15 protein-coding genes, 1 tRNA gene and 1 pseudogene are annotated in these 19,701 nt (G+C 66.3%); 15 read left to right on the forward strand and 2 right to left on the reverse strand.

The window, feature by feature from the left end; all coding sequences use genetic code 11:
* Positions 1–95 precede the first annotated feature (95 nt).
* From HMPREF1008_RS02860 to HMPREF1008_RS02900, 9 genes are all read left to right on the forward strand, one after another.
* Complete coding sequence (locus HMPREF1008_RS02860) at positions 96–404, forward strand: YbaB/EbfC family nucleoid-associated protein (RefSeq protein WP_009278337.1); 309 nt, start codon at positions 96–98, stop codon at positions 402–404.
* A 2-nt stretch (positions 405–406) separates the two neighbouring features.
* Entirely contained in the window at positions 407–1,015 is a 609-nt protein-coding gene (gene recR / locus HMPREF1008_RS02865) for a recombination mediator RecR (protein WP_009278338.1), read from the forward strand.
* A gap of 55 nt (positions 1,016–1,070) precedes the next feature.
* A complete protein-coding gene (locus HMPREF1008_RS09795; RefSeq protein WP_009278339.1) occupies positions 1,071–1,913 on the forward strand; it encodes a hypothetical protein in 843 nt (280 codons plus the stop codon).
* A 157-nt stretch (positions 1,914–2,070) separates the two neighbouring features.
* Positions 2,071–2,147, forward strand: a tRNA-Asp gene (locus tag HMPREF1008_RS02875).
* A 244-nt stretch (positions 2,148–2,391) separates the two neighbouring features.
* Positions 2,392–3,090, forward strand: coding sequence for an HAD family phosphatase (locus HMPREF1008_RS02880; protein ID WP_159430813.1), 699 nt, complete (start codon positions 2,392–2,394; stop codon positions 3,088–3,090).
* Positions 3,091–3,137: 47 nt separating this feature from the next.
* Positions 3,138–3,620: an Rrf2 family transcriptional regulator gene (locus tag HMPREF1008_RS02885; protein ID WP_009278341.1), complete on the forward strand. Its 483-nt coding sequence runs from the start codon at positions 3,138–3,140 to the stop codon at positions 3,618–3,620.
* A complete protein-coding gene (locus HMPREF1008_RS02890) occupies positions 3,610–4,515 on the forward strand; it encodes an adenine glycosylase (RefSeq protein ID WP_009278342.1) in 906 nt (301 codons plus the stop codon). Before HMPREF1008_RS02885 ends, HMPREF1008_RS02890 begins: the two co-directional genes overlap by 11 nt.
* Positions 4,516–4,602: 87 nt before the next feature.
* Complete coding sequence (rbr, locus tag HMPREF1008_RS02895; protein WP_009278343.1) at positions 4,603–5,148, forward strand: rubrerythrin; 546 nt, start codon at positions 4,603–4,605, stop codon at positions 5,146–5,148.
* 293 nt (positions 5,149–5,441) lie between these two features.
* Complete coding sequence (locus tag HMPREF1008_RS02900) at positions 5,442–6,182, forward strand: PLP-dependent transferase (RefSeq protein ID WP_232202820.1); 741 nt, start codon at positions 5,442–5,444, stop codon at positions 6,180–6,182.
* 128 nt (positions 6,183–6,310) lie between these two features.
* Here HMPREF1008_RS02900 and HMPREF1008_RS11045 read toward each other — a convergent pair.
* Positions 6,311–6,583 (reverse strand): annotated as a pseudogene (locus HMPREF1008_RS11045) (DUF6485 family protein); the annotation flags it as partial.
* Between the two features lie 51 nt (positions 6,584–6,634).
* Entirely contained in the window at positions 6,635–7,327 is a 693-nt protein-coding gene (gene nth / locus HMPREF1008_RS02905; protein ID WP_009278345.1) for an endonuclease III, read from the reverse strand.
* A 281-nt stretch (positions 7,328–7,608) separates the two neighbouring features.
* Here nth and glgB point away from each other — a divergent pair, with 281 nt between their 5' ends.
* The 6 genes from glgB to HMPREF1008_RS02935 all read left to right on the forward strand — a co-directional run bounded on the left by glgB (position 7,609) and on the right by HMPREF1008_RS02935 (position 19,377).
* Positions 7,609–9,813 carry a 1,4-alpha-glucan branching protein GlgB gene (gene glgB / locus HMPREF1008_RS02910; RefSeq protein ID WP_009278346.1) on the forward strand — a complete coding sequence of 735 codons (2,205 nt, stop codon included), beginning with the start codon at positions 7,609–7,611 and terminating at the stop codon, positions 9,811–9,813.
* A gap of 65 nt (positions 9,814–9,878) precedes the next feature.
* Positions 9,879–12,308 carry a glycogen/starch/alpha-glucan phosphorylase gene (locus HMPREF1008_RS02915; RefSeq protein WP_009278347.1) on the forward strand — a complete coding sequence of 810 codons (2,430 nt, stop codon included), beginning with the start codon at positions 9,879–9,881 and terminating at the stop codon, positions 12,306–12,308.
* A 31-nt stretch (positions 12,309–12,339) separates the two neighbouring features.
* Entirely contained in the window at positions 12,340–13,488 is a 1,149-nt protein-coding gene (locus HMPREF1008_RS02920; protein ID WP_009278348.1) for a glucose-1-phosphate adenylyltransferase, read from the forward strand.
* A gap of 2 nt (positions 13,489–13,490) precedes the next feature.
* Positions 13,491–14,585: a glucose-1-phosphate adenylyltransferase subunit GlgD gene (gene glgD, locus HMPREF1008_RS02925; protein WP_009278349.1), complete on the forward strand. Its 1,095-nt coding sequence runs from the start codon at positions 13,491–13,493 to the stop codon at positions 14,583–14,585.
* Between the two features lie 9 nt (positions 14,586–14,594).
* Positions 14,595–16,070, forward strand: a complete 1,476-nt coding sequence (gene glgA, locus HMPREF1008_RS02930) for a glycogen synthase GlgA (RefSeq protein ID WP_009278350.1) — start codon at positions 14,595–14,597, stop codon at positions 16,068–16,070.
* A gap of 22 nt (positions 16,071–16,092) precedes the next feature.
* Positions 16,093–19,377, forward strand: coding sequence for a 4-alpha-glucanotransferase (locus tag HMPREF1008_RS02935; RefSeq protein ID WP_009278351.1), 3,285 nt, complete (start codon positions 16,093–16,095; stop codon positions 19,375–19,377).
* The last annotated feature ends 324 nt before the right edge of the window (positions 19,378–19,701 follow it).

Raw genomic sequence — 19,701 nt, forward strand, 5'->3', positions numbered from 1 at the left:
CCGCCCGACGCGGCTACCATGTGAGGGCGGCCCGAGCGCCGCGGCACGACCACGAACGGACCGCGCCCCGGCGCGCCCATGAAAGGATACGTCCCGTGAACATGCAGCAGATGATGAAGCAGGCCCAGAAGATGCAGCAGGAGCTCGCCAAGGCACAGGACCGCCTGGGCGACATCCAGGTGTCCGCCTCTGCGGGCGGCGGCATGGTCAAGGTCAGCGGAACCGCCGACATGCACATCGACTCCATCACCATCGACCCCGAGGCAATGGACCCCGAGGACGTCGAGATGCTGCAGGACAGCATCGTCGCGGCCGTGAACGAGTGCCTCTCTGCCGCGCAGTCCGCAGCGAACCAGCAGCTCTCGGGCGTGACGGGCGGCATGAGCATCCCAGGGCTGTTCTAGGCATGCCGAGAGAGGCAAACGACGGCCGGGCCCTCCAGAGGCTCCTCGACGAGCTGGGACGGCTTCCGGGCATCGGTCCCAAGTCGGCCCAGCGCATCGCCTACTACCTGCTCGAGTCCGACGCGGAGACGGCACGACGCCTCTCCGACGCGATCGTGCAGGTCAAGCACCAGGTCCACTTCTGCCCCATCTGCTTCAGCTACGCGACGCGCGACACCTGTGACGTCTGCTCCGACGGCTCGCGCGACCGCGCGAGCATCTGCGTGGTGAGCGAGCCCCGCGACGTCACCGCCATCGAGAAGACCGGCGTCTACCATGGCCTCTACCACGTGCTGGGGGGTGTCATCTCTCCCATGGACAAGGTCGGCCCGGACCAGCTGCACGTGAAGGAGCTCCTCCAGCGCCTAGCCGACGACTCCGTCAGCGAGGTGATCCTGGCCACCAACCCGGACGTGGAGGGCGAGACGACCGCCACCTACCTCTCGCGCGTCATACGCCCGCTGGGGGTCGAGGTCTCGCGCCTCGCGAGCGGCCTGCCCGTGGGCGGCGACCTCGAATACGCCGACGAGGTGACCCTTGGGCGGGCCATTGAGGCCCGCCGGGTGCTGTAGCGACAACTTGCGGCACCGGTGCGCTACGATGCACGCCAGAGCGAGGAGGTCTGTCATGTCACAACACACGAGCGGGGCCGCCCCCCGTCACGGTAAGCACTCTGCCGGCAACGCCCAGCCCGCAGCGCGTCGCTACGTCCCCCGCGACGGCTATGAGCTGGAGCCCGACTCCGCCAGCGCCGAGCAGGACGCCCCGCGCCCCATTGGCGTGGACCCCGCCCAGACGGGCTCCTTCCAGCGCATATCCGCTGGGCAGGGGGCGACGGTCGAGACGAGGCAGAACGTCTCCAAGATCTCGGCAGATTCCACCTCGTCGTGGACGCGCATAGGCCTGGGCGACGAGATGCGCCTGCAGGGCTCACACAAGCCCTCGGTCCAAAGGCGAGAGGCACGCTACAAGACCAGCCGCAAGCTCTTCGTGGGCCTCGGGGTGGCCGTCGCCGTGGTGCTCGCCCTGGGCGGCTTCCTCTTCTGGAGGGCCCTCTCGTCCTCCAGGAGCGCGGCGACGCGGCAGGAGCAGGCGCAGGGCCAGACCCAGGCGGACGGGACGATCACCAACCGCGGGACGACCTTTGCCCTGCGCAAGCAGAGCAGCGGCAAGTACGCGCTGGTGAGCTGGCCTGAGGGCGGGAGCTCCCAGACGGTCTACTTCGAGCTCGACGGGGTACCTGTCCAGCTGGTCCTCTACAACGGCGCCCTGATCGTGCCCGAGAACCTCGACGGCAGCTGGGACCTCCTTGCCTACCAGATTGGGGGCGGATCGGTCGAGACCCAGGTGACCGATGCCGACGGCAACGCGGTGAGGGGCGAGGGATCCATAGAGTCGGTGGAGCTCCAGGGGAGCAGCCTGAGGCTCCACACGAGTGACGGCAGGCTGGTGGTCGTCCCCCTGGGCTAGTGCACCGAACGCCGATGCGGGCGCATGTCGGTGATGCCCCGAAGGAGGCGCCAAAACAGGTAAGGCTTGTGCATGAATGGTGGAGGGAACTTTTTTCACAGGGCCACTGGACAAGGCGAAGCGCTTCTGTGTAGAATAGCTCCCGCACCTGGTGAACGGGGTATTAGCTCAGCTGGTTAGAGCGCCGGCCTGTCACGTCGGAGGTCGCGGGTTCAAGTCCCGCATATCCCGCCATTTGCGACTTCAAGCCCCGGTCTCCGGGGCTTTTTTCTTATGGGAGAAGGGCGGCAAGGGCTGGCCCCGGCTGCGCGGTCCGTGGCCATGCGCACGGGGCCACGGACCGTCGGACCCACCGTCCCTCTCGCCTCGTCCCGCAGCCGTGGGGCGGGGGACAAAAATTGGCACTTATGTCATACAATTAGAGGGCTTTGGTGCCGGGGCCGACGGGCCCCTGACCGTCTATTGGGGGCTGGCTCTGGTGGCTGCAGGTGAAAGGCGACAGGACGACGAGTTGGTGAGGCTGGCCGTCTTCGACTTCGACGGTACCTCGATCAGCGGGCAGTCGGGCTCGCTCTTCTCGCGCTACCTCTTCGCCCGTGGCTACCTCTCGATCTCGCAGGCCCTGCGCCTGGGCTGGTGGGGGGCACGCTACGTGCTCCATCTCCCGCAGCGCCAGGAGGAGGCCCGGGAGGTCATCTTCGACGCCCTCAACGAGCGGAGTCCTGAGGAGATATCTGCCCTGATGCGCTCCTTCCACGACGAGGTCCTGCTGCCGCGCTACCGTCCCGCAGCCATGGCCGAGGTGCGGAAGTGCAAGGACGAGGGCTGCGTCACGTTGCTCGTCTCGGCCACCTTCCTGGACATCGCCCGCGAGGCGGCGGACCACCTGGGCGTCGATGGCCTCGTCGCCACGGACATGCAGGTGGATGCCCAAGGTCGTTATACGGGCCAGGTCGCGGGCCCTGTCATAGCGGGGCCCGAGAAGACCCGCGCCGTGGAGCGCTGGGCAGACGAGCACGTGGGGCCGGGCAGGTGGGTCATCGCCTATGCGTACGGGGACCACCACTCCGACGAGGACCTGCTTTCCGCCTCTCAGAAGCCCTACGCGGTGAGCCCGGGCAAGACGCTGAAGCACGCGGCCAAGCGCCGCGACTGGGAGGTGCTCGACTGGAAGTAGGCCGCGCGCGATGGGGACGCCGCGAGGCTCGCAGGGGAGGTACACAGGTGGATATTTCACGGAAGACCGATTACGCGCTGCGCATGCTCTCCGAGCTGGTGCGCGCGGATGGCGACATCGTCTCGGTTCGGGTCGCGGCCGAGAACAACAACGTGCCCTACTCGTTCGCCCGCTCGATCCAGCACGACCTCGTGCGTGCCGGGATTATAGACAGCACGCGTGGCTCGCATGGGGGCATGCGCCTCGCGGTCGATCCCAAGGCGACCACGGTGCGCACGGTGGTTGAGGCCATCCAGGGGCCGATCCAGGTCTCGAGCTGCGACACCAACGGGGACGACGGCGGACCCTGCCCCTTCATGCCGTCCTGCCACTTCAACCCGATCTGGTGCGAGGCGGAGCGCATCCTGCGCGACTACTTCTCCTCGGTGACCCTCTATGAGGTCGTCGCCGAGCACAAGCACCCCGTGCTGGCGGGGGGCCAGGGCTTCGAGGTCGTGGGTCCCAGGGTCCTGGCTTCCGATGACGAGTAGCGCCGCCCGCCTGGAGTGGGAGGGCGAGCTCGGTGACGGGCTCGCCTCGTTCAGGGAGCGGGTCAGGGCGAGGGGGGCCGAGCTGTACCGCGACCTGCCCTGGCGTCGCACCCGCGACCCCTACCAGATCTGGGTCTCTGAGGTCATGCTCCAGCAGACGCAGGTGAGCCGCGTGGACGGTCGCTGGCAGCGCTGGTGCGAGCGCTTCCCGACCCCCGACGCGCTTGCTGCCTCAAGCTCGGTCGACGTGCTGGAGGAGTGGCAGGGCATGGGCTACAATCGGCGCGCTCTCTCGCTCTGGCGTGCCGCTCAGGCCGTGAGCGACGCCGGTGGAGAGATGCCGCGCTCGTACGCGGAGCTCGTGGCGCTGCCTGGCATAGGTCCGGCGACCGCGGCGGGCATCAGGGCCTTCGCCTTCGACCTGCCAGGCGTCTACCTCGAGACCAACGTGCGCTCGGTCTTCCTGCACGAGCTCCTCGCAGAGGAGGTGGGGGTGCGAGACCGGGACCTCGTCCCATTGGTGGAGGCGTGCTGCCCCCCGGACGCCTCGCTTCCCGACGACTCGCCACGCAGCTGGTACTACGCCCTCCTGGACTACGGTGCCCATCTCAAGCGGGTCCTTCCCAACCCCTCGCGTCGGTCGGCGGCTCACGTGCGGCAGTCCAGATTCGAGGGATCGCACCGCCAGAAGCGCGCCGAGCTCGTGCGCATCCTGCTGGCTCATGCCGACGACCATGCGGTCGGAGTTGGATGCGGGGTGCTGGCCGAAGAGCTGAGCCGCGTCGAGTCGGAGGCCGGCAGGGCCGAGCTGGCCCAAGGCGAGGTGCTCGAGCTCCTCGAAGAGCTCGAGCGAGAGGGCTTTTGCCATAGTTCAGGGGACATTTGGCACGTCTGAGTGCTACCATCAAAGCAGTCGCCTATCGCGGCTGCTTTGAGACGTCGTGCGGGAGGGGCCCGCACGCATCTTCGGAGAGGAGTTCACATGGCAGTTGACTTCGAGAGCTCGCAGACCAAGAAGAACCTCGAGAGTGCGTTTGCCGGCGAGAGCCAGGCTCACACCAAGTACGAGTACTACGCCAGCAAGGCCAAGAAGGAGGGCTACGTCCAGATCTCGAACATCTTCACCGAGACCTCCGGCAACGAGAAGGAGCATGCCAAGCTCTGGTTCAAGTACCTCCACGAGGGGGACGTCCCCGACACCGTGACCAACCTCAAGGATGCCGCCGCCGGCGAGAACTACGAGTGGACCGACATGTACGAGGGCTTCGCGAAGACCGCCGAGGAGGAGGGCTTCAAGGAGATCGCCGCCAAGTTCAAGATGGTCGGCGCCGTCGAGAAGGCCCATGAGGAGCGCTACAACAAGCTCGTCGAGCGCGTCGAGAAGGGCGAGGTCTTCGACCGTCCGGGCGTCAAGGTCTGGAAGTGCCTGAACTGCGGCCACCTGCACGTCGGCGCCACCGCACCCAAGGTCTGCCCCGTCTGCAACCACCCGCAGAGCTACTTCGAGGAGCAGTCCGTCAACTACTAAGGACGCGGCCTCGTCGGCATCGTGTCGCGACAGCTTTCAAAGGGCCCGTCTCCCATCGGGGGACGGGCCCTTTCCTTGTAGGTGGCTGCGCCGAGGGCGTGGGCGTCATGTGGAAAAGCCTCCGCGTCCCATGCCCGCGCGCTTCGAGACTCCCCGGCCCTGGGGGCGAGGGCGGAGCCTCCGTGCTTCCGCGACGATTCTGGCCGTCGATTTCCCGCAGGTCGTGCGACTCCCTCTTCTCTCCCGCTCTCGTCGATGCGGCCTCCTCGCTGTCCGAGCCCCTACCGGTCTTCGTGGACAACACCTTCGCGACCCCCTATCTCTACCGGTCTGCAGAGGACGGTGCCGCGGTGGTGATCGAGTCGCTCACCAAGTGGATCGGCGGTCACGGCGCGACGCTGGGCGGTGCGGTCGTGGATACGGGACGCTTCGACTGGAGCTCGACACCGCACAAGTTTGCCACGCTTACCGACCCCGATCCCTCCTACCATGGCGTGGTCTTCGCGGACGCCGCCCCTGCCGCCCCCTTCTCGACCCGTGTGCTGGCCAACAAGCTGCGAGACTTCGGGCCGACCCTCTCGCCCTACGCGGCGCAGCTCATCGGCATTGGCATCGAGACGCTCTCCCTGCGCGTCGAGCGCCACAGCCAGAACGCCCTCGCGGTGGCGCGCTTCTTGGAGGGGCACCCCAAGGTCTCTTGGGTGCGTTATTCGGGTCTCGAGGGCGACCCCAGCCACGAGACGGCCTCGCGCCTGCTGCACGGCGGCTTTGGCGGTGCGCTGGTCTTCGGTGTCAAGGGCGGCCGCGAGGCGGGGCTAAGGGTGGTGGACAACGTGAGGCTGTTCACGCACCTCGCCAACGTGGGCGACGCCAAGTCGCTGATCATCCATCCCGCGTCGACCACCCATTCGCAGCTCAGCGCCGAGCAGCTGAAGGCGGCGCACCTCTCGGAGGACCTCGTCCGCCTCTCGGTGGGCATCGAGAACGTGGACGACATCATCGCAGACCTCGACCAAGCGCTCGCTGCGGCATAAGGCCTCCCTCTGGGCGAGAGGGGCGTCTCACGAGATGATTCGAGGCCCTCGGACCGGCAGCGACCCGCCGGCCCGGGAGTCCTTTGGCGCATGCGGACGTCTTATCTTGAAGGGCTGCGCCTGCGCGCCTAGCCCTCCGCGTGCGCGGTCTCGAACTCCGCCGCCACCCTCGCGCAGCGCTCGCGCTCCTCGGGGCTCCGTGGATGTCCCGCCACGAAGCGCGCGAAGCCCTCGACGGAGAAGTCGTCCCCGCCCTCAATCGAGCCCAGGTTCTTGAAGATGCAGGTGGGAACCTCGCCCAGTGCCAGGTTCTTCCTGATGCAGGCATCGCAGCCAAGGCCGCGAGCGAGGTTCTTGGGATTGTTGGGGTTGTGGGGGCAGCGGATGTCCCCACAACTGCAGAAGTGCCCCTTGGCTCCTCCGCCATGGCGTCTCCCTCCCTATGGCTGATGCTAGCTACTCCGACGGCGTGGCCTGGCGTTGGGCTTGCCGTTTGCCTTGAAGGCGCTAGGGCAGAGGTCGACCAGGGCGCAGGCGTCGCACTTGGGGCGCTGCGAGGTGCAGGTCTCGCGTCCGAAGTGGATCCACTGCTCGTTGACGGGCCCCCAGAGTTCGCGGGGCAGCACGTCGAGCAGCTGCGGCTCGGCCTGTGCGGGGGTCGGCGCGTCGACCAGCCTGAGCCGGGAGGCGATGCGGTACACGTGGGTGTCCACGGCGATGCCGTCCACCACGCCGAAGGCCTTGTTGAGCACGATGTTGGCCGTCTTGCGCCCCACGCCGGGGAGCGTCACGAGCTCCTCCATCGTGCCTGGCACCTCGCCGCCGAAGCTGGCGATGATTGCCTGGGCGCACTCCACGCAGTGGCGGGCCTTGGTGTGGTAGAAGCCCAGGGAGTGAATCACGTCCTCCACCTCGAGGACCTCCGCCGCCGCCATGGCCTGGGGGGTCGGCCAGCGGCGGAAGAGCTCGGGCGTCACCTTGTTCACGGCGACGTCCGTCGTCTGGGCTGAGAGCAGCACGCAGATAACGAGCGTGAAGGGTCCGTCGAAGCTCAGGGCGCTCTCCACGTCGGGATACAGCTCTCCCATGCGGCGGCAGACCTCGACGCCACGCTCGCGCTTCGCGCGCTTCGACTCACGAGGCATGTTCCTCTCCTTTCCTCTCCCTTCGAGCATTCTAGGCGAGAGGTGCGGGGCCGCATGCTGCGAGGTCTCCATCCGACGCGGGCTCCGAGCGGCGGCGAGGTCGCGGGCGGACCGTCCCGACATCCATCAGCCCGAAAATACTGGCCACGCTTGCAGATTTGGCAAAGCGGCCATGGGTCGTAGGCCGACCTATGGCCTAGAATATATAGGCGTCTTGTGAAGATTTCTCGGTACTGCCCCCCCGCAAGGCGCGGCACAGGCTGAAGAAGCTGGAGGAAGATATGAACGTCCGCACTCCTGACCTGACCATTAGCAAAGACGACCTCTACATGTTGGCTGAGGGCCACTGGTATCGCAGCTACGAGAAGATGGGCGCGCACCCATGCACCGAGGACGGAAGGCGTGGCTTCCACTTTGCCGTCTGGGCTCCCGACGTGCTGGGCGTGAGCGTCATCGGAGAGTTCAACGGCTGGGAACCCGACGCGAACCCCCTGGAAGAGACTGCCAGCGGCGGCGTGTGGCAGGGGTTCGTCCCCGGTGCCGAGGAGGGCCAGCTCTACAAGTACCTCGTGAGGACGAAGAGGGGCGACCTGCTCTACAAGGCGGACCCCTACGCCTTCCATGCCGAGTGCCCCCCGGGGACCGCCTCTCGCCTGGCCGACATCTCGGGCTACGAGTGGTCTGACGACGCCTACATGGCGGGGCGTGCCAAGCGCGACATGCTGGGCTCCCCCCTCAACATCTTCGAGGTCCACCTTGGCAGCTGGAAGCGCCATGACGACGGGCTGGCCGGCAACGGCGACCCCGACTCGGACGAGCACAGCGGCTCGTACCTGAGCTACGACGAGCTCTCTGACGAGCTGGTCGAGTACGTGAGCAAGATGGGCTACTCGCACATCGAGGTCCTACCCGTCATGGAGCATCCCTTCGACGGGTCCTGGGGCTACCAGGTGACGGGCTATTACGCGCCCACCTCGCGCTATGGCAACCCCCGCCAGTTCAAGCACTTCGTCGACGCCTGCCACCAGGCCGGCATCGGCGTCATCCTCGACTGGGTGCCGGGCGGCTTCTGCCGTGACGAGCACGGCCTGGTCCACTTCAACGGCGACAAGCTGTACGAGAAGGAGGAGCATCCCAACTGGGGCACCTTCAAGTTCGACCTGGCGCGCGGGGAGGTGAAGACCTTCCTCGTGTCCAACCTGCTCTACTGGGTGGGCGAGTACCACGCCGACGGCGTGCGCATGGATGGCGTCACCAGCATGCTCTACCTCAACTTCGGCATCGACGACCCGCGCCAGAAGAAGTTCAACGAGAAGGGCACCGAGGAGGACCTCGCCTCCATCCAGTTCATCCAGGACTGCAACGACACGGTGGGCAAGTACCACCCGGACGTCATGATGATCGCCGAGGAGTCAACCGCCTGGCCCCTGGTCACCTATCCCTCATCCGACGGTGGGCTGGGCTTCCACTTCAAGTGGGACATGGGCTGGATGAACGACACCCTGCACTACTGCCAGACCGATTTCCCCTTCCGGCCGGGCAACCACAGGCTGCTGACCTTTTCGACCATGTACCAGTTCAACGAGAACTTCGTGCTGCCCCTGAGCCACGACGAGGTCGTGCACGGCAAGTGCTCGCTCATCACCCGTCAGCCCGGTGACTACTGGCGCCAGTTCGCCGGCATGCGCGCCCTGGCCTTCTACCAGATGACCCATGCGGGCGGCAAGCTCAACTTCATGGGCAACGAGATAGCCCAGTTCATCGAGTGGCGCTACTACGAGGGCATCCAGTACTTCCTGGCTGACCAGTACGAGAGCCATGCGCACCAGCAGTACTACATCTCGGCGCTCAACCGCTTCTACGGCGAGCAGCCCGCGCTCTGGGAGCACGCCTACGACGCGCAGGGCTTCGAGTGGATTGACGCCGACAACAGCGACCAGTCGGTCATCTCGTTCGTCCGTCATGGCAAGGACCCGAAGGACGACCTGGTGGTCCTCATCAACTTCGACGTCAACACTCGCGAGCAGTTCAGGGTTGGCCTCCCCAAGCCGGGCTACTGGGTGGAGGCGTTCAACTCCGACGCGCAGGCCTTCGGCGGCTCCGGCGTGACCAACGAGGGAGTGCGCTTCGAGAGCGAGGACGAGCCCTGGAACATGCGCGACCAGTCCATCGAGCTCAGGCTTCCGCCGCTGGCAGGCCTGGTGCTGCGCTACGACGGGCCCCTGCCCGCCAAGGCGAAGAAGGCCGCCGTCAAGTCCGAGGCGAGCGCCAAGCCCGCCATGAAGGCGGCGGAGAAGGCCGAGGCCCCCAAGGCAGCTGCGGCGGCCGCCGCAAAGAGGGAGGCCCCGGCCGCGAAGTCGAAGCCGGCGGCAACAAAGAAGGAGCCCGCGACGAAGGCCAAGCCCGCAGCCAAGGAGAAGCCCGCGACGAAGGCCAAGCCTGCGGCAAAGAAGGCCCCGCGGAGGGCAGCCTCCAAGAAGGCGTAGCGTAGGGAGCGAGCCAGGCGCGCGGGCTAGGGTCCCGCCGCGACGAACCCGTACAGAGGATGGACATGGCAGACAGCATCAAGAGGATCTTCAAGGACAAGGCCGACTTCGTGAGCAAGTATCGCGAGGCCTGCGAGAGCAGCTTCAGCAAGAAGTTCGAGGACATGAGCGACCAGGAGCGCTACTACGTGCTCGGCTCCCTCATCGCCAACAAGACCAGGAACCTCGACGCGGGCCAGGAGCGCGACGGCCGCGAGGTGTACTACTTCTCGCTCGAGTTCCTGCTCGGGCCCCTGCTCGACAACTACCTGCTCAACCTGGGCATCCGCGACATCGTCAAGGAGGGCTGCGCCGAGCTGGGGATCTCGCTCGACACGATGGTCGAGCAGGAGGCCGACCCGGGCCTCGGCAACGGCGGCCTCGGCCGACTCGCCGCCTGCTTCCTCGACTCCATGGCCGCGCTGGGCATCAACGGCAACGGCAACGGCATGCGCTACCGTTACGGCCTCTTCCGCCAGGAGATCGAGGGCGGCCGCCAGGTCGAGAAGATGGACAACTGGCTGGAGCATGGCTTCCCCTGGGAGACCCGCAAGAACGAGAGCGCCGTTGTCGTGCAGTTTGGCGGGCACGTCGTGCGCCACGAGGAGAACGGCCGCTTCTGGTTCACCCAGGAGGGCGGCGACCTGGTGAAGGCGGTCCCCTATGACGTGCCCATCGTGGGCTACGGCGGGAAGACCGTGAACAACCTGCGCCTCTGGAGCGCGGAGCCCGCAGAGGAGGACTTCGACCTCGACGCCTTCAACGCGGGAGACTACGCCAAGGCGATGAAGTTCCGCTCCGACGTCGAGGCGATCTCGCAGATCCTGTATCCCAACGACTCCGGCGAGCACGGGCGCATCCTGCGCCTCAAGCAGGAGCACCTCTTCGTCAGCGCCGGGCTCCAGACCATCCTGCGCAGCTACGAGAAGAAGCACGGTCCCGACTGGGAGAACCTGGGCAAGCACGTCTCGGTCCACACCAACGACACGCACCCCGCGATGTGCGGCCCCGAGCTCATGCGCATCCTGGTGGACGACAAGGGCGTCGACTTCGACCTCGCCTTCAAGATCGCCCGCGAGACCATCAGCTACACCAACCACACGGTCATGCCCGAGGCGCTCGAGAAGTGGCCCATCAACACCTTCCGCTCGCTGCTTCCGCGCACCTACATGTTCATCGAGGAGATTGACCGCCGCTACCGCGAGGACTTCCCCCACGACCGCGCCAACTGGCAGGAGATTCTGCACCAGACGGCCATTCTGTGGGACGGCCAGGTTCGCATGGCCAACCTCTCGGTCATCTTCTCGCACTCGGTCAACGGCGTGTCCGCCCTGCACACGGGCATCCTCGAGGCGACGACCCTGCACGGCTTCTACGAGCTCACGCCCGAGAAGTTCAACAACAAGACAAACGGCATCAGCCATCGCCGCTTCCTGGGCAATGCCAACCCGCCCTACGCGAAGCTCGTCTGCAACGCCATAGGCGACGGCTGGCTGAGCGACGCCAACCAGCTGTCCAAGCTCGAGCCCTACGCCGACGACCCCTCCTTCCTGGAGGAGTTCGAGAAGGCGAAGAGGTGGGACAAGCAGCGCCTGGCCGACTACGTCAAGCGCACGACCGGCGTGGTGCTGGACACCTCTATGGTCTTCGACGTGCAGGTCAAGCGCTTCCACGCCTACAAGCGCCAGCTGCTCAACGTCTTCAAGATCATGGACATCTACAACCGAATCCTGAGCGACCCCAGCTTCGACCCCACGCCCACGGCCTTCATCTTCTCTGGCAAGGCGGCGCAGAGCTACACCTTCGCCAAGGAGGTCATCCGCCTGATCAACTCGGTCGCCGAGGCGATCAACGGCGACGCCCGCGTCAACGACAAGATCCGCGTCGCCTTCGTCCCCAACTTCGCGGTCTCGAGTGCGCAGCTCATCTACCCCGCGGCCGAGATCTCCGAGCAGATCAGCTGGGCGGGCTCGGAGGCTTCCGGCACCTCCAACATGAAGCTGATGATGAACGGCGCCATCACCCTGGGCACCTACGACGGCGCCAACGTAGAGATCTGCAAGCTCGTGGGCGAGGACCACATCAAGATCTTCGGCCTGCGCACCGAGGAGGTCGACGAGCTCCGCGCCGGCGGCCAGTACTGGGCGTGGGACCTCTACAACGCCGACCGCCAGCGCCTGGGCCGCATCGTGGACGAGCTGACCGACGGCACCCTCGCGCACCTCTCGGGTAACTTCGAGAGCGTCCGCGACGAGCTCATGGTCAACAACGACCACGACCTCGTGCTGAAGGACTTCTACTCCTACGTCAGCGCCTGGGAGGAGCTCACCTCCCGCTACGCCGACCGGGTCGTGTGGAACCACGCGGCCGTCCTGAACACTGCTCGCTCGGGTTATTTCTCCAGCGACCGAACCATTGGGGAATACGCCAAGGACATTTGGCATATTGGTGGGTAAATCAGCAGCGCAGAAACGAAAGGGGAGCTTCATGAGCAAGAAGGAATGCATAGCGATGCTTCTTGCCGGCGGACAGGGCAGTAGGCTCGGCGTCCTCACCAAGGACGTGGCCAAGCCCGCGGTCTCGTTTGGAGGCAAGTACCGCATCATCGACTTCGCGCTGTCAAACTGCGCGAACTCGGGGATTGACACGGTCGGCGTGCTCACGCAGTACAGGCCCTACCTGCTCCACTCCTACCTGGGCACCGGCGGCGCCTGGAACCTGGACGAGAGCGACGGTGGCGTGTCCATCTTGCCCCCCTACGCGACCCAGACCGGCGGAGCCTGGTATGCCGGCACGGCCGACGCCGTGACCCAGAACATCGGGTTCATCGAGCAGAACGACCCCGAGTACGTGCTCATCCTCTCGGGCGACCAGCTCTACAGCATGGACTACCAGGCCATGCTCGAGAACCACAAGCGCCACGAGGCGGACCTCACCGTAGCCGTCATGCCCGTGCCCTGGGAGGAGGCCTCCCGCTTCGGCATCATCACCCAGGACGAGGACGAGCGCATCGTCAAGTTCACCGAGAAGCCCAACAAGCCCGACAGCAACCTCGCCTCGATGGGCATCTATATCTTCAACGCCAGGCTGCTGGTGGACACCCTGACCGCCGACGCGGTGGACAGCACCTCCGAGCACGACTTCGGGAACGACATCATCCCGAAGCTGCTGGCCGACGGCAAGCGCCTCTACACCTACGAGTACAACGGCTTCTGGCGTGACGTGGGCACCATCTCGAGCTACCACGAGACGAGCATGGACCTCCTGGGCGCCAACCCCGACTTTGACCTGTTCGACGTCAAGGCCCCTATCATGAGCAACGCCTCGACCAGGCCGCCCGCGTACGTGGGTGCCAACGGCTCCATCGACGACTGCCTGGTGGGCAACGGCAGCCGCATCTACGGCAAGGCGGCCCACTCGATCCTCTCGACGGACAGCTTCGTGGGCGAGCGCGCCATCGTCGAGGACTCCGTCCTCCTTCCCGGCGCCAGCGTGAAGGCCGGGGCCCACGTGGTCCGCGCCATCCTGGGCGAGAACTCCGTCGTCGAGGAGGACGTCGTGCTCGGAAGCGTCGATCAGACCAGGGACACCGCGGTCATCGGGAATGACGTGGTTGTTGGAAAGGGGGAGGAGTAGCCATGGAGAAGCTCACCGGACTCATCACCGCCAACTACTCCACGAAGTATCCGAGCGTGCTCTCGGAGTCAAGGCCCGTGGCGTCCATGCCCTACCTGGGCCGCTACCGCGTCGTCGACTTCGCGCTCTCCAACATGGTCAACTGTGGCATCCGCACCGTCGGCATGATCATGCCCTACAACTACCGCTCGCTGATCGACCACGTCGGCTCGGGACGCGACTGGGACCTCAACCGCAAGAAGGGCGGCCTGTTCATCCTGCCCGGGTCGGCCTTCGGAACCTCGCGCACCGGGTCCCGCTTCCTGCTGCGCGACCTCGAGCACAACAAGGTCTTCCTCGAGCGCAGCAAGAGCGACCTGGTGGTCGTCTCGTCCGCAAGCTTCGTCTACAACATGGACTACGGCGAGGTGACGGACGCTCACCGCAAGAGCGGCGCCGACGTGACCGTCATCACCAAGACCGCCACCAAGAAGGACGTCGACGTGACGGGCTTCAACGTGGACGGCACCCGCGTCAAGGGCGTCAAGCACGGAGTCGTCTTCGGCGACACGGCCTTCATCGACTGCTTCGTCGTCGGCCGCGACCTGCTCCTCCAGATGCTCGAGTGGTACAAGGCCACCGACTACCTTGATCTCTTCGAGGCCATGGCGGGCGACTACGCCCGCGTCAACGTGCAGACCTACAACTACGAGGGCTACGTGGCGGCCATCTTCAACAAGGACGCCTACTTCGAGTCCAACATGGACCTCCTCGACCCCCAGACCACCGAGGAGCTCTTCCCCAAGGACCGTCCCATCCGCACGAAGGCCCATGACAACGCCCCCGCCAAGTTCGAGACCGGCTCGCGCGTCACCAACAGCCGCGTGTCGGGCAGCTGCCGCATCTACGGCTCCGTGTCCAACTCGATCCTCGGCCGCAGCGTCATCGTCGAGAGCGGCGCCACCGTCAACAACTCCATCGTCATGCAGTCCTGCGTCATCAAGGCCGGCGCGCGCGTGGAGAACGCGATCGTCGACCGCAACAACGTCGTTCCCGCGGGTACCGAGCTCAGGGGTACCCCGGATGCCCTCTTCATCAAGGAAAAGGCAGCTGAATAGGTGATGGCCATGCCCGATCAGGTTAGAAGAAAGATCCGGGTGCTCTTCGCGGCAGCCGAGGCCGTCCCGTTCGTCAAGACGGGCGGCCTGGGCGACGTCGCCGGCTCCCTTCCCGCCGCCCTCAGGCGGGCGGGCGCCAAGGCATCCGTCATCCTGCCCAAGTACTCCTTCATCCCGCAGGAGTACCAGGACCAGATGGTCCACGTCGCCGACTTCTATGTGCCCCTGGCGTGGCGCAGCGTCTACTGCGGCATAGAGAAGCTCACTTACCAGGGCGTGGACTTTTACTTCGTGGACAACGAGGCCTACTTCAAGCGCGACGCGGCCTACGGTTACTTCGACGACGGCGAGCGCTTCGCCTTCTTCTCGAAGGCGATCTGCGAGGCCATCGAGCTCCTGCCCGAGCTCCAGTGCGACGTGCTGCACTGCAACGACTGGCAGTGCGCCCTGGCCCCGGTCTTCATCCGCGAGTTCTACCAGGACTCCGAGGCCTGCCGCAACGTGAAGACCATCTTCACCGTGCACAACGTCAAGTTCCAGGGGCAGTACTCCGACAAGGTGCTCGAGGACATCCTGGGCCTTGCCGGCAACCCTACGGCCGCGGGCCAGCTCTACTGCGACCGCGACTCCATCAACTACATGAAGGGCGCCCTCTGCTACTCCGACCTCATCACCACGGTGAGCCCGAGCTATGCGAGCGAGCTGCAGATGCCCTTCTACGGGGAGGGGATGGACGGCATCTTCCGCCGCCGCTCCGCCTCGCTGCGCGGCATCCTCAACGGCATCGACGTCGACGCCTGGAACCCCACCACCGACGAGCTCATCAACCACAAGTACTCCGTGGACGACATGTCGGGCAAGGCGGAGGACAAGCGTCTCCTCCAGCAGGAGCTCGGCCTGGCCGAGGATCCCACCCGCCCGCTCGTGGTCATGATCGGCCGCCTCACCAACCAGAAGGGCCTGGGCCTGGTGCGCTACGCCATGAGCCGCCTGATGGAGCGAGGCGTGCAGGTGGCGGTGCTGGGCACCGGCGACAGGGACCAGGAGGACGCCTTCCGCTACTTCGACTGGACCTACGGCGACCAGATGAGCGCGCGCATCGCCTTCGACAACGCGCTGAGCCACCGCATGTACTCCGGCGGGGACATCCTCCTGATGCCCTCCGAGTTCGAGCCCTGCGGGCTCTCCCAGATGATCGCCATGCGCTACGGCACGCTTCCCATCGTGCGCGAGACCGGCGGGCTCCAGGACAGCGTCCAGGCGTACAACAAGTTCACGGGCGAGGGCACGGGCTTCCGCTTCGCCAACATGAACGCCGACGAGATGGCCGACACGCTCCTCTCGGCATGCGAGCTCTTCTGGACTGATCAGGAGGCTTGGGCTAAGCTACGGCGGCAGGCCATGGAAACCGACTTCAGCTGGAGTCGGGCTGCGGACGAGTACATGGGTATCTATCACGACCTACACCCAGAGATCGCTCGCTGAGCTCGAGAGATAGGCGGAGCACGTGAGGGCAAGGCATAACAGCTCTGACGTCCGTTACAGAGACCCGTTCGGAGCCGCCCCCGTGGGCGGCTCCGTCGCGCTGTGTCTGGACGTTTGGGACGAGCCGGACGCGACGGCGCAGCTGCGCGTCTGGGTGGACGAGAAGGGCGAGCGCCTCTTCGACATGGATCGGAGCCGGGAGGGCGACCACCTGTGCTTCTCGGTGACCATCACTCCCGAGGAGCCAGAGGTCATCTGGTACTCCTTCAGGGTCATGGCGGCGGACGGCAGCGTCTGGCGCTATGGCGCGGCGGGCGAGCACGCCTGCGGCGAGGGGGCCTTCGCTTACGGGGAGCCCCCCTCGTTCCAGATAACCGTGTACGAGCAGCAGCGCACCAGCTTCCCCGACTGGTACACCGGTGGCATCGTGTACCAGATATTCCCCGACCGCTTCCGTCGCGGCTCGGACTGGGAGGGACGCGTCCACGACGCGCTCGACAAGCCTCGCAGGGGGCCGGAGCGCAGGCTGGTCGAGGACTGGGACGAGTATCCGCGCTACCAGCGCAACGAGGACGGCTCCATCGCCGCATGGGACTTCTACGGCGGGACGCTCGAGGGCGTGCGCGAGAAGCTCGACTACCTCAAGGCCCTGGGCGTGACGGCCCTCTACCTCAACCCGATCTTCGAGGCGGCCTCCAGCCACCGCTACGACACGGCGGACTACCTCAAGGTCGACCCGATGCTGGGCGACCTCAAGAGCTTCAGGCGCCTCTGCAGGGACGCGGGCGAGAGGGGCATCTCCGTCATCCTGGACGGCGTGTTCAACCATGCCGGCCGCGACTCGAAGTACTTCGACGCCTTCGGCAACTACGGTGGCAAGGGGGCCAGCTCCGGCGACCGCTCCCGCTACCGCGACTGGTTCAGGTTCAACGAGGACGGTAGCTGCTCGAGCTGGTGGGGGGTCAAGGACCTGCCCGACCTCAACCAGGAGAACCCCGAGTACCGCGACTTCGTCTGCGGCCGCGGCGGCGTGATCCGCAAGTGGCTCCGGGCCGGGGCGCGCGGCTGGAGGCTCGACGTCGCCGACGAGCTCTCGGACGAGTTCATCGAGGACATCAAGAGCGCCGAGCTCGCCGAGTCTCCCGACGCCCTGCTTTTGGGTGAGGTCTGGGAGGACGCCTCCCACAAGGTGGCGTACGGCAAGCTTCGCCGCTACTTCCAGGGCTCGGAGCTGGATGGGACCATGAACTATCCCCTCAGGTCCGGCCTGGAGGACTTTCTCACCAACAAGATCGGCGCGCGCCAGCTGGCGGAGTCGCTCGAGGCCCTGCGCGAGAACTACCCCCGCACCGCCTTCTACTCTGCACTCAACCTCCTGGGCAGCCACGATCGGGCACGCCTGCTCACCATCCTGGGTGACGCGCCAGACCCCTCGGGCATGAGTGATGAGGAGCGCTACCGCTTCCGCCTGGACCAGAACCATCGCAGCCTCGCCGTGAGCAGGCTATGGGTCGCGGCGCTCCTGCAGATGACTCTGCCTGGCGTGCCCTGCATCTACTACGGCGACGAGGCGGGCATGGAGGGCTACTCCGACCCATACAACCGCGCCGCCTTCCCCTGGGGCCACGAGGACAAGAACTGCGCCACCATCTACCGCAACGCCATCGCGGTGCGCAAGTCCCTGCCCGTCTTCGTGAACGGTGACTTCGAGTCCTTCGCGCTCAACGACGACGTCTTCGGCTTCTGGCGCACGGACGGCGACGAGGTGGTCTGCGTCCTCGCGAACGCCAGCCTCTCAAGCTCCCATAGCGTCCGCGTGCCCATGCGTGGCGAGCGCGTGGACGACGTCGTGTCCGGGCGCGTGCCCAAGGTCGAGGACGGCGAGGCGGAGGTCTTCCTCTGGCCGCTGGGCACCTCGGTCCTGTACTTCCATAAGCGGGTTCGCCTGCAGGCCCCCATGCACCGTGGCATGGGCGTGCTGGCGCACGTCACCTCGATTCCCAACCGGGACCACCCGGGGCAGCCCGGGACCCTGGGCGAGCCCTGTCGGCGCTTCGTCGACTACCTTGCCGCGGCGCACCAGCGCTACTGGCAGGTGCTCCCGGTCAATCCCACCGACGGCTTCGGCTCCCCGTACGCCGGCCTCTCGGCCTTCGCGGGCAACCGCTCCCTCATGTGGGGCGTCGAGGGCGAGCACACCAGCTTCAGGTCCGACTTCGAGGGCACGGCAAGCTACCGTCGCTTCATCGAGAAGAACGAGGACTGGCTGATCCCATATGCGACCTTCCGCGCCATCAAGGAGAAGCTGGGAGAGGTCCCCTGGCAGGAGTGGCCGAAGCGCTACCGCACGTGGGATCCGTCGCTCGGCAAGGACCCGGAGCTCGTCCATGCCGTGATGCGCGAGTGCGCCACGCAGTACGAGTTCCAGCGCCAGTGGGACGACATGCACCGCTATGCCCGGGAGCACGGCATCAAGCTCGTGGGGGACATGCCCATGTACGTCTCGGCCGACTCCTCCGACGTCTGGGCGGAGCGGCAGGTCTTCAAGCTGGACGAGAGGGGATACCCTGCGCTCCAGGCTGGCACCCCGCCCGACGGCTTCGCCAAGGGCGGGCAGCTCTGGGGCAACCCCACCTACGACTGGGACTTCCTGCGCAAGGACGGCTACTCATGGTGGATGCGCCGCTTCCAGCGCGCCTTCGAGCTCTATGACTACGTGCGCCTGGACCACTTCCTGGGCTTCTCGTCCTACTACACCATCCCCCAGGGCAAGGGCGCCCTGGACGGCGCCTGGAACTTTGGGCCCGGGATCGAGCTCTTCGACGCGGCGCGCCGTCGCTTCGGGCAGCTTCCCTTCGTCGCGGAGGACCTGGGCACCATCACGCCGGCCGTTCGCGCGCTGGTCGCGGCCACGGGCTTCCCGGGCATGGACGTGATCCAGTTCAGCGACGAGGACGTGCGTCAGGGCTACCACCCCAAGCCCGAGAAGGTCGTCTACAGCTCGACGCACGACACCAGCACCCTCCTGGGATGGTGCCAGGAGCGCTTCGAGGAGGACGACCCCGACGGCCAGGGCTTCGTCGTGCGCAGCCAGTCGATGGCGCGGGGGCTCCTGGACGAGTGCCTGGACACCGACGCCGAGGTGGTGATGGTTCCGCTGCAGGACGTCCTCATGCTGGACGACGGCTCGCGCATGAACGTGCCGGGCGTGGCCGAGGGCAACTGGAGCTGGCAGGCTCGGCAGGCCGACGTCGAGGCGTCCGCCGAGCTGCTCAAGGAGTTGGCCGAGAGGAGCGGCCGCGCATAGTCGTGGCCGCATGTCCCGGAGGGGCGCTGCCGGCGTGGTGGCGTCCCTCTCGCCTGCCTCCCGCGACGGGCGCGCCTGGTGCGTCCGTGTTTGCCGCGAGCCCGTCCAACGAGTCTGGATCGGTCGCGAGTACGTCCAACGCGTCCGAATCGGTCGCGAGCGCGCCCAACGCGTCTGGATCGGTCGCGAGTACGTCCAACGCGTCTGGGCTCACCACAAAAGCCCAGGTGAGAAAATCGCGACAGACGCGTTGGACGTTTTGGAAAAGAACTGCGACGCGCCGGGCGCTTTGGCGGGCGAGCGAGACGCGTTCGACGCTCTGGC

The organism is Olsenella sp. oral taxon 809 str. F0356, from assembly GCF_000233535.1.
GTDB lineage: Bacteria > Actinomycetota > Coriobacteriia > Coriobacteriales > Atopobiaceae > Olsenella_I > Olsenella_I phocaeensis.

Excerpts from the sequence above, each read along its gene's own strand:
- HMPREF1008_RS02890 (WP_009278342.1), top strand. The coding sequence starts at position 3,610 with ATGACGAGTAGCGCCGCCCGCCTGGAGTGGGAGGGCGAGCTCGGTGAC.
- glgA (WP_009278350.1), top strand. The coding sequence starts at position 14,595 with ATGCCCGATCAGGTTAGAAGAAAGATCCGGGTGCTCTTCGCGGCAGCC.
- HMPREF1008_RS02920 (WP_009278348.1), top strand. The coding sequence starts at position 12,340 with ATGAGCAAGAAGGAATGCATAGCGATGCTTCTTGCCGGCGGACAGGGC.
- glgD (WP_009278349.1), top strand. The coding sequence starts at position 13,491 with ATGGAGAAGCTCACCGGACTCATCACCGCCAACTACTCCACGAAGTAT.
- HMPREF1008_RS02915 (WP_009278347.1), top strand. The coding sequence starts at position 9,879 with ATGGCAGACAGCATCAAGAGGATCTTCAAGGACAAGGCCGACTTCGTG.
- HMPREF1008_RS09795 (WP_009278339.1), top strand. The coding sequence starts at position 1,071 with ATGTCACAACACACGAGCGGGGCCGCCCCCCGTCACGGTAAGCACTCT.
- rbr (WP_009278343.1), top strand. The coding sequence starts at position 4,603 with ATGGCAGTTGACTTCGAGAGCTCGCAGACCAAGAAGAACCTCGAGAGT.
- recR (WP_009278338.1), top strand. The coding sequence starts at position 407 with ATGCCGAGAGAGGCAAACGACGGCCGGGCCCTCCAGAGGCTCCTCGAC.
- glgB (WP_009278346.1), top strand. The coding sequence starts at position 7,609 with ATGAACGTCCGCACTCCTGACCTGACCATTAGCAAAGACGACCTCTAC.
- nth (WP_009278345.1), bottom strand. The coding sequence starts at position 7,327 with ATGCCTCGTGAGTCGAAGCGCGCGAAGCGCGAGCGTGGCGTCGAGGTC.